This is a genomic window from Aliivibrio sp. A6, assembly GCF_028765505.1.
GTDB classification, from domain to species: Bacteria; Pseudomonadota; Gammaproteobacteria; order Enterobacterales; family Vibrionaceae; genus Aliivibrio; species Aliivibrio finisterrensis_A.
Genome location: NZ_JARACR010000015.1, coordinates 89,583 through 97,389, shown reverse-complemented (window position 1 = coordinate 97,389; position 7,807 = coordinate 89,583). Strand labels below are relative to the sequence as shown.

Below are 7,807 nucleotides of genomic sequence, written 5' to 3'. Positions count from 1 at the left end.
CAGACTGTAAATCTGCCGCGAAAGCTTCGATGGTTCGAATCCGTCCCCCTCCACCATTATTTATCTCGTAAGAGATCGAAAAGCCAATTCAGAAATGAATTGGCTTTTTTTTGTGTCTGTAAGAAATAAAACGTCTGATTCCCTTTTTATTTCTTGCCAAAACCACTGTTCAAATATACAGTTACCTTGTTTTCGATAATATAAATAGAGGCATTAAAATGCACATAGCACAAACTCAAAAGCAGCAAGAGCCTTCACAATGGAAAACCTGTAGCTTATGTAATAAAGAGGCTCTTTGTAACCCATCGACTAGCGTAACAATGGCATGGATAAAAGCGGGCTTTGGACAACAGAAATGCACATGGCACTGTGAGACATGCAAGCCTACGGCTAAGTTAATGAATTAACTTATCTATCAAATTAATGGTAATATCGTTGTATTAAAAGATCCTTTCTTCATAGGATTCAAAATAAAAACAAGGACTTTAACCATAATGAAAGTAATCTCATTCAACATAAATGGCCTCCGTGCTCGCCTTCATCAACTTCAAGCGATTATTGATAAACACAACCCTGACGTTATTGGTCTTCAAGAGATCAAAGTACATAACGAAATGTTCCCTGTCGAAGCCGTCGAGGCGATGGGCTATAAAGTGTACTTCCATGGCCAAAAAGCACATTACGGTGTTGCTATGCTATGTAAACAAGAGCCTATCTCTGTTCAGTATGGGTTTGATACGGATACCGAAGAACATCAAAAACGTATGATCATGACAACACATCAACGTGAAGATGGCTCACAATTCACGGTTATGAATGGTTATTTCCCACAGGGTGATAACATCAAGCATGAAACTAAATTCCCGTACAAACGCCAGTTCTATAAAGATCTCATGACTCACCTAAACACTCACCATAAGAGCGATGAAGAACTGATCATTATGGGTGACATTAATATCAGCCCTATAGATTCAGATATTGGTATTGGTGAACCAAATGCGAAGCGCTGGTTAAAAACAGGTAAGTGTTCATTCCAGCCAGAAGAGCGTGAATGGTTACAAACATTAAAAGACTGGGGTTTTGAAGACACCTTCCGTAACCTTCATCCAGAAGTGACCGATCAGTACTCATGGTTTGATTACCGCTCTAAAGGCTTTGTTGATAACCGTGGCCTTCGTATTGATGTGGTAATGGCTACACCAACACTTGCAGCTAAATGCACAGAGTCGGGTATTGATTACGAACTACGTGGCATTGAAAAACCGTCTGATCACGCCCCAATCTGGTCTACATTTAAATAACGATTTAAAGCCCTACCTTATATTCTAGCGTGGGGCTTTTTTAATAAGGAAGTAGTATGAAATTATTCTTATTTGAACATTGTCCGTTTTGTATGAAAGCTAAAATGGTTGCTGGTATTAAAAATCAGCCTATTGAATTCATCTATATGCAGAATGATGATGTAGATAGCCGAATTGAGAAAGTCGGTGCAAACATGGTACCTATTTTAGAGAAAGAAGACGGCAGCTACATGGCGGAAAGCTTGGATATCGCAGAGTTTCTGGATAAGCACGATCATCACTCTGTTATTGAGCAAGCGACTCACGCCGATGAGATTTCTGAGTGGTTAGATACAGCTCGTCCTTTATTCTTTAATCTTACCTTCCCTCGCTGGACTCAACTAAATTTACAAGAGTTTCAACGACCTGAAGCAATTACTTGGTATACAGAGAAAAAAGAAGCGTTTATTGGTATGCCCTTTGAGCAAGCGCTAGCTCAAAGTGATGATTATATTAAACAATTAAATCCATTATTGGTTGATGTTAATTTCATTACGCTACCATCAGAAAAAGGCAATAAAATCACATGGGATGATATTAACTTTTTCCCATTTATTCGTAATTTAACTGTCGTTAAAGGATTAGACTTCCCACCTCATTTAAAGAATTATCTTGATGAGGTTAGTGAACTGACTGGTGTTAATTTATTTTTAAATGACGCAATATAGTCATCATTTTAATTAGTGGTTATAAAGTAAAAAAGAGCACAGGACAGTGCTCTTTTTTATACTTAGAACCAACGTTGGTACCAAAGAATTTCGCCATGCTCAATAAAATCAAAAACGCTTAAAAATACAGCACAGATAATCGCTAATTTAACTAGTCTCACCAATAAAAACGATAACCCCATAACCACCACCTCAAAAGTATAATCTGACCATACTATCATGATATCTATCTGGATAAATATCTGACTATATACTTATGCGATTTACTCTTATACCACGGATTAATATGAATAAAAAAAGAACACATCTTGTGCTCTTTTTTCTGTGTTTAAATACAATTAACTTAACGGCCTCATAAATCTAAGCAGTCGAGTTTCTAATTGCTTAAATACAAAAATGATAATAAACGTTAAGCACATATAGAATAAACCAGCCGCTATATATGACTCAAATGGCGCGTAGTATCGTGAATTCACTAAGCGAGCTGCGCCTGTTAAATCCATTAAAGTAACGATACCTGCAATCGCTGAACCATGGAGCATAAAGATCACTTCATTACTGTAAGCGGGAAGCGCTCTACGCAAAGCACTTGGTAAAATAATACGTTTATAGGTCTGAAATTGACTCATTCCATACGCTTTTGCTGCTTCTATCTCACCTTGTGGTAATCCATTAATTGAACCACGAACAATTTCAGCTGTATATGCACCCGTATTTAATGCAAATGCCACTAAAGCACAAAATGATGCGTGCTCCCATAGTGTATCTTTCACGGGAAAAAACTGATCCATCCCATAATAAATTAGGTATAGCTGAATAAGTAATGGTGTCCCACGGAAAAAGTAAATATACGCCCACGCGGGCACCCAAATTAATGGATTATTACTGTTTCTTGCTATTGCTGAAGGGACAGCAATACATAAGCCAACAATAAGAGAAAGAGTCACTAACCAAACCGTAGTCCAAAGCCCTTCTAAATACACAGGTAGGCTCTCAATAATGATTGAAAAATCCATGCTTACCTCATATGAATGCTGAATTTACGCTCAACAAGTTTTAAAGCACCTGTTGATATAGCAGTAAATAGTAAGAAAATACACGCGACGGACATATAGAAAGTAAATGGCATTTTAGTCGTACCAGCAGCCATTGAGCTGACTCGAACCATGTCTTCTAAACCAATAATTGAAACTAGCGCAGTAGTTTTTAATAAAACTAACCAATTATTACCAAAACCCGGTAAGGCGTGGCGAAGCATTTGAGGAAAGAGGATACGACGAAAAGCCATCGCTCCACTCATTCCATACGCTTTTGCAGCTTCCATTTCACCACGGTCAACCGCCATAATCGCACCGCGAAATGTTTCAGCCATGTAAGCACCAAAGATAAAACCAATAGTTAAAATACCTGCAATAAACGGACTGATTTCAATATAATCTGGAAGGTAAGATATCCATTCATGGTCAGGATTAGAGTTGGTCATCCACTCATTAATCCATTCATTAGTTGCGTATAACCCATTATTAAGCAGCATTTGACCGCCAAAAAATAACAGCATCATCAAAACAAGATCAGGGATACCACGAACAACCATAGTATAGATAGTAGCAATACCTCTAGCCCAACGATAAGGTGCCATTTTAGCGAGCGCCCCTAATAGACCGAAGAAAACTGCTAAGATAAGAGACAGTATAGCTACTTGAAGCGTAACCATTGCTCCGTCTAAGATGGAGGATTCATATCCTTGTAAATCTAACATACTGCTTCCAAGCTTTCGCTTTAATACTTAAACCAATAAAAATAATTGTCCTCTATTGGTATAAATATAACTATTAGAAATAGTGGAAGAGACAAAGCTATTGCCTCTTCCCTTTTTATGCTTACCTATTGGCTTTTATTCACCATAAACATCATAGTTAAAGTATTTAGCTGCAATCTCTTGATAAATACCCTTTTCACGTAAAGATTGAATTGCTGCATTCAGCTGCTTAGTTAAATCTTTATCTTGCTTACGAGTTGCAATACCAAAACCATCGCCAAACCATTTTGGGTCGGTTAATGATGGACCAACAAACTCATAGGCTTTGCCACCTGGCTTATTAAGAAGACCTTCTTCTAATGCAGATGCATCACCAAGAACCGTATCAATACGACCTGCTTTTAGATCCAAATACGCTTCATCAAATGAGCCGTAACGTTTAAGATCAACACCTTTACCAAAGTTATCAGTTAAGTATTTGTCGTGCGTTGTCGCACGCTGAACACCAACAGTGACGCCTTTAAGACCCTCTTTAGTCATGACTAAATCAGTGCCTTTCTTAGCGACAAATTTATTTGGGATCAGTGCGTATTTTTCTGTGAAATCAATTTTCTTTTTACGTTCTTCAGTAATCGACATAGCTGCGATAATCGCATCGTATTTACGAGCCAGCAATGATGGAATAATGCCATCCCAATCTTGCGCTACGATTTTACAGCGCGCTTCCATCTCTTTGCATAAGGCATTTGCCATATCAACATCAAACCCTTTTAGTTCACCTGAAGGCTCAGTCCAACTAAAAGGAGGATATGCTCCTTCAATACCAAATCGAATTTGCTTCCATTCTTTTGCTTGAGCTGCACCAGTGACTGCTGTAGATGCCACAACGGCTGCTAATAACCACTTTTTCATTTCCTTGCTCCTGTAACTAACGATTTTTATATTTATAAGCTGTGTTTCTTTATATTACTCAGCATCTATCGATTTCTAATAGATAGATGAGATAAACTGCTTTAAACGATCTGATTCTGGATTAGTAAATAGCTTAGCGGGATCGCCCTGCTCTTCTACTAAACCCTGATGTAAAAACATCACATGATTAGAAACATCTCGTGCAAACGCCATTTCATGCGTCACTACCAACATAGTTCGGCCTTCTTCAGCAAGATCTCGCATAACCCCAAGAACTTCACCAACCAACTCAGGATCAAGTGCTGAAGTTGGTTCATCAAATAACATCACTTCAGGATCTACCGCTAATGCTCGTGCTATTGCTGCACGTTGCTGTTGCCCTCCTGATAAGTGCCCAGGGTAATAGTCCCTACGCTCGTAAAGACCGACTTGTTTTAAAAGTTGTTCCGCTTTTTCAATAGCTTCGGCTTTCGGCACACCCAAAACATGTATTGGTGCTTCGATTACATTTTGTAACACCGTCATGTGTGACCATAGGTTAAAGCCTTGAAAAACCATAGCAAGACGTGAGCGTATTCGTTGAACTTGTTTTTCATTGGAGGGGATTGCTTCACCTAAACGATTGTTTTTCATCTCAATCAATTCACCATTAACCCAAATTTCGCCATGAGTTGGTGTTTCAAGTAAGTTGATACAACGCAGGAAGGTACTCTTACCTGAACCAGATGAGCCAATAATTGAGATTACATCACCCTTATTAGCCTCTAGGGAAATACCTTTTAATACTTCATTTTGTCCAAAATGTTTATGTAAGTCTTTCACTTCTAGCGCGACAGCATCCTTCATGCGCCATAACTCCTAATTCAATACACATTAATCGTTTGCTTTTCACTTTATTCTTAGAATTTAACACTCAAAATTATCACAAGCAACAATTTATTAACCAAAGTATGAATAACGAACAAAAATCAGACGCGAGAAAAATTTAAATTTAATTTTAAAAGAATGTCATTCACTTTTGGCCGTTATTTTACAATTTCTATTCAATTTCACATTAACAATATTAAAACATTTATTTTCTGTGTATTTATGTTTAAGTACAGTAAAACTAGCACATAGTATATGTACTACATGTAAACGAATTACTGCTATAATTTGTTTTTTATTAAGAATTATTAACAAGTTCAATATTGTTGATACCATTGATAAAATGCATCAAAAACACTGTAGAGGGCTGTTATTAAAGGATAAATTTAATAACAACTCTATCATTAACACAATAACACCAAAGTATTAACTATCTCATTTTGTAGTTTTCTTTCATATACAATTATATAGTGATCAAGATCAATCATTGGCTTAATTTTCGTGTGCTACACTCGGCGAAAATAACAAGAACAACATCAATATCTACTTATTGATTTTTTAATACTTAAAATTCTATTATGAGGATTCTATGTCTATAGACAAAGAGCAGAACGAAAAGAGCTATAGCGAGTTACATCGCCCAGCTTCTGAGTTCGATAGCCGTTCAGATTACCTAGATCATGAACTGCAAATTATGAAACCACGCCGCTTTGGTTTAAACCTACCTGGTCGTGACTTCCGCTTTGAACTTGAAGATCTTGTTCCTGCTTTAGCCGGAACTATCGGCATCATTGCAATGTACTCTGCGGTAATGATGTCTTGGGCTGATGGCCTTACTCAAGCATGGCCACACATCAACTTAGGTAAAGAATTTGCCATTGAAGTTGCTCGTGTAGAAATGCTTATCCCTGCTTTTTTATTCTGTATTCTAGCCTCTGGTTTCTTTAACCCTCGCGCTAACCTTGCAGGTAACCATGGCCCAATGATCCCACTTATCGGTGCGATCGCGTTAGCTGGTGCACACCCTCTTGCTCTTGCCATTTTATTAGGTGTATTCGGCTTACTATTGAGTTATTTCAAAGGCGGTTCCAAGTTAGTCAACTTAACCTCTGAAGGGGTTGCTGGTGGTCTTCTTGTCTTCCTTGGCTTCAGTGGAGCAATGGGTCAGATTAGCAATATACAAGCTTGGTCTACTGGTCTTGAAGGCGAGTTAGGCTACATTGGTTTAATCGTATTAGCAGTAAACATTGTTCTATACGCTTATCTTGCTCGTATTAACAAACGCTGGTTAGCAATCCCTGCTTGTGCGTTTGCTGGTTTAGCAGTTGCACTTGCTCTTGGTGCTGGTTTTGATCTTAAATTTGAAACTGAGATGGGTATCCCTAACCTAAACCCTGTTTACTGGTGGGGTTCAACTGAAGAAGGTTGGATGCTTGGTTTACCAAACCTGCAGCACTTCTTAGCTTCTCTACCTTTTGCTATCCTAGCGGTTGCAATGTGGTCACCTGATTTCCTTGGTCACCGTATCTTCCAAGAACTAAACTACCCTCGTCGTACTGAAAAAGTACTAATGGACGTTGATGATACTATGACTATGTGTTCTATCCGTCAAATGGTAGGTACTGCAGTTGGTGGTGGTAATATCACATCTTCTTGGGGTACATATATGATCCCAGCAGCAATTGCTAAGCGTCCGATCCCAGGTGGTGCTATCCTTCTTGGTACAATCGTAATGATTATTGCTATCCTTGGCTTCCCTATGGATGTTGCAGTTTGGCCACCAGTAATGTGTATGGCTCTATTAGTTGGTGTATTCTTACCAATGCTTGAAGCCGGCGTTCAAATGGTTAAAGAGAACAAAGACGCACAATCTGCAGGTATTTGTATCTTTGCCGCAGCAGTAGCGAACCCAGTTTTAGCTTGGGCTATGACTATGCTTCTTGATAACAACGGTTTGATTGGTGATAAGGAACGTCCTAAGACTCTTTCTTTTGTTGACCGTATCGTTATTCCTGGCGGTGTATTAGTAATTTGTTTAATTGCAATGCTTGCAGTTGGCATGCTTGAAGGTCAATACGGCATCAAGGCACTACTATAATAGTGACACCTCACGTATAATACTTATGGGGTAATAAAATAAATTACCCCATTTTATTAAAAAAATTGAAGATTTATTGATTTAGTTTAAGGTTTACAAAAAAAGTTTAAGGTAGTATTGAAAAATCGAACGGTTAGTCGCAATATAAATGCTTATAGGCTAA

At 38.2% G+C, this 7,807-nt stretch carries 8 protein-coding genes; 4 read left to right on the top strand and 4 right to left on the bottom strand.

Features of this window, described 5'->3' with window-relative positions:
- Positions 1–218: 218 nt before the first annotated feature.
- The 3 genes from PVK70_RS10725 (at position 219) to grxB (ending at position 2,008) form a co-directional block, all read left to right on the top strand.
- Positions 219–407, top strand: a complete 189-nt coding sequence (locus PVK70_RS10725) for a hypothetical protein (protein WP_130047452.1) — start codon at positions 219–221, stop codon at positions 405–407.
- A gap of 87 nt (positions 408–494) precedes the next feature.
- Entirely contained in the window at positions 495–1,301 is an 807-nt protein-coding gene (xthA, locus tag PVK70_RS10720) for an exodeoxyribonuclease III (protein ID WP_130047451.1), read from the top strand.
- Positions 1,302–1,357: 56 nt separating this feature from the next.
- A complete protein-coding gene (grxB, locus tag PVK70_RS10715; RefSeq protein ID WP_130047450.1) occupies positions 1,358–2,008 on the top strand; it encodes a glutaredoxin 2 in 651 nt (216 codons plus the stop codon).
- Between the two features lie 338 nt (positions 2,009–2,346).
- Here the strand turns inward: grxB and PVK70_RS10710 are convergent, their stop codons facing one another.
- The 4 genes from PVK70_RS10710 to PVK70_RS10695 form a co-directional block, all read right to left on the bottom strand.
- Entirely contained in the window at positions 2,347–3,024 is a 678-nt protein-coding gene (locus PVK70_RS10710; protein WP_130045555.1) for an ABC transporter permease, read from the bottom strand.
- Positions 3,025–3,026: 2 nt separating this feature from the next.
- Complete coding sequence (locus tag PVK70_RS10705) at positions 3,027–3,767, bottom strand: ABC transporter permease (protein ID WP_130047449.1); 741 nt, start codon at positions 3,765–3,767, stop codon at positions 3,027–3,029.
- A gap of 135 nt (positions 3,768–3,902) precedes the next feature.
- Positions 3,903–4,679: an ABC transporter substrate-binding protein gene (locus tag PVK70_RS10700; RefSeq protein WP_130047448.1), complete on the bottom strand. Its 777-nt coding sequence runs from the start codon at positions 4,677–4,679 to the stop codon at positions 3,903–3,905.
- A 75-nt stretch (positions 4,680–4,754) separates the two neighbouring features.
- Positions 4,755–5,525: an ABC transporter ATP-binding protein gene (locus tag PVK70_RS10695; protein ID WP_130045552.1), complete on the bottom strand. Its 771-nt coding sequence runs from the start codon at positions 5,523–5,525 to the stop codon at positions 4,755–4,757.
- A gap of 610 nt (positions 5,526–6,135) precedes the next feature.
- Here PVK70_RS10695 and PVK70_RS10690 point away from each other — a divergent pair.
- The gene (locus PVK70_RS10690) at positions 6,136–7,644 is read left to right on the top strand and encodes a DUF3360 family protein (protein ID WP_130045551.1); all 1,509 of its coding nucleotides are present in this window, start codon (positions 6,136–6,138) and stop codon (positions 7,642–7,644) included.
- Positions 7,645–7,807: the final 163 nt, after the last annotated feature.

Excerpts from the sequence above, each read along its gene's own strand:
- xthA (WP_130047451.1), top strand. The coding sequence starts at position 495 with ATGAAAGTAATCTCATTCAACATAAATGGCCTCCGTGCTCGCCTTCAT.
- PVK70_RS10700 (WP_130047448.1), bottom strand. The coding sequence starts at position 4,679 with ATGAAAAAGTGGTTATTAGCAGCCGTTGTGGCATCTACAGCAGTCACT.
- PVK70_RS10695 (WP_130045552.1), bottom strand. The coding sequence starts at position 5,525 with ATGAAGGATGCTGTCGCGCTAGAAGTGAAAGACTTACATAAACATTTT.
- PVK70_RS10710 (WP_130045555.1), bottom strand. The coding sequence starts at position 3,024 with ATGGATTTTTCAATCATTATTGAGAGCCTACCTGTGTATTTAGAAGGG.
- PVK70_RS10690 (WP_130045551.1), top strand. The coding sequence starts at position 6,136 with ATGTCTATAGACAAAGAGCAGAACGAAAAGAGCTATAGCGAGTTACAT.
- grxB (WP_130047450.1), top strand. The coding sequence starts at position 1,358 with ATGAAATTATTCTTATTTGAACATTGTCCGTTTTGTATGAAAGCTAAA.
- PVK70_RS10705 (WP_130047449.1), bottom strand. The coding sequence starts at position 3,767 with ATGTTAGATTTACAAGGATATGAATCCTCCATCTTAGACGGAGCAATG.
- PVK70_RS10725 (WP_130047452.1), top strand. The coding sequence starts at position 219 with ATGCACATAGCACAAACTCAAAAGCAGCAAGAGCCTTCACAATGGAAA.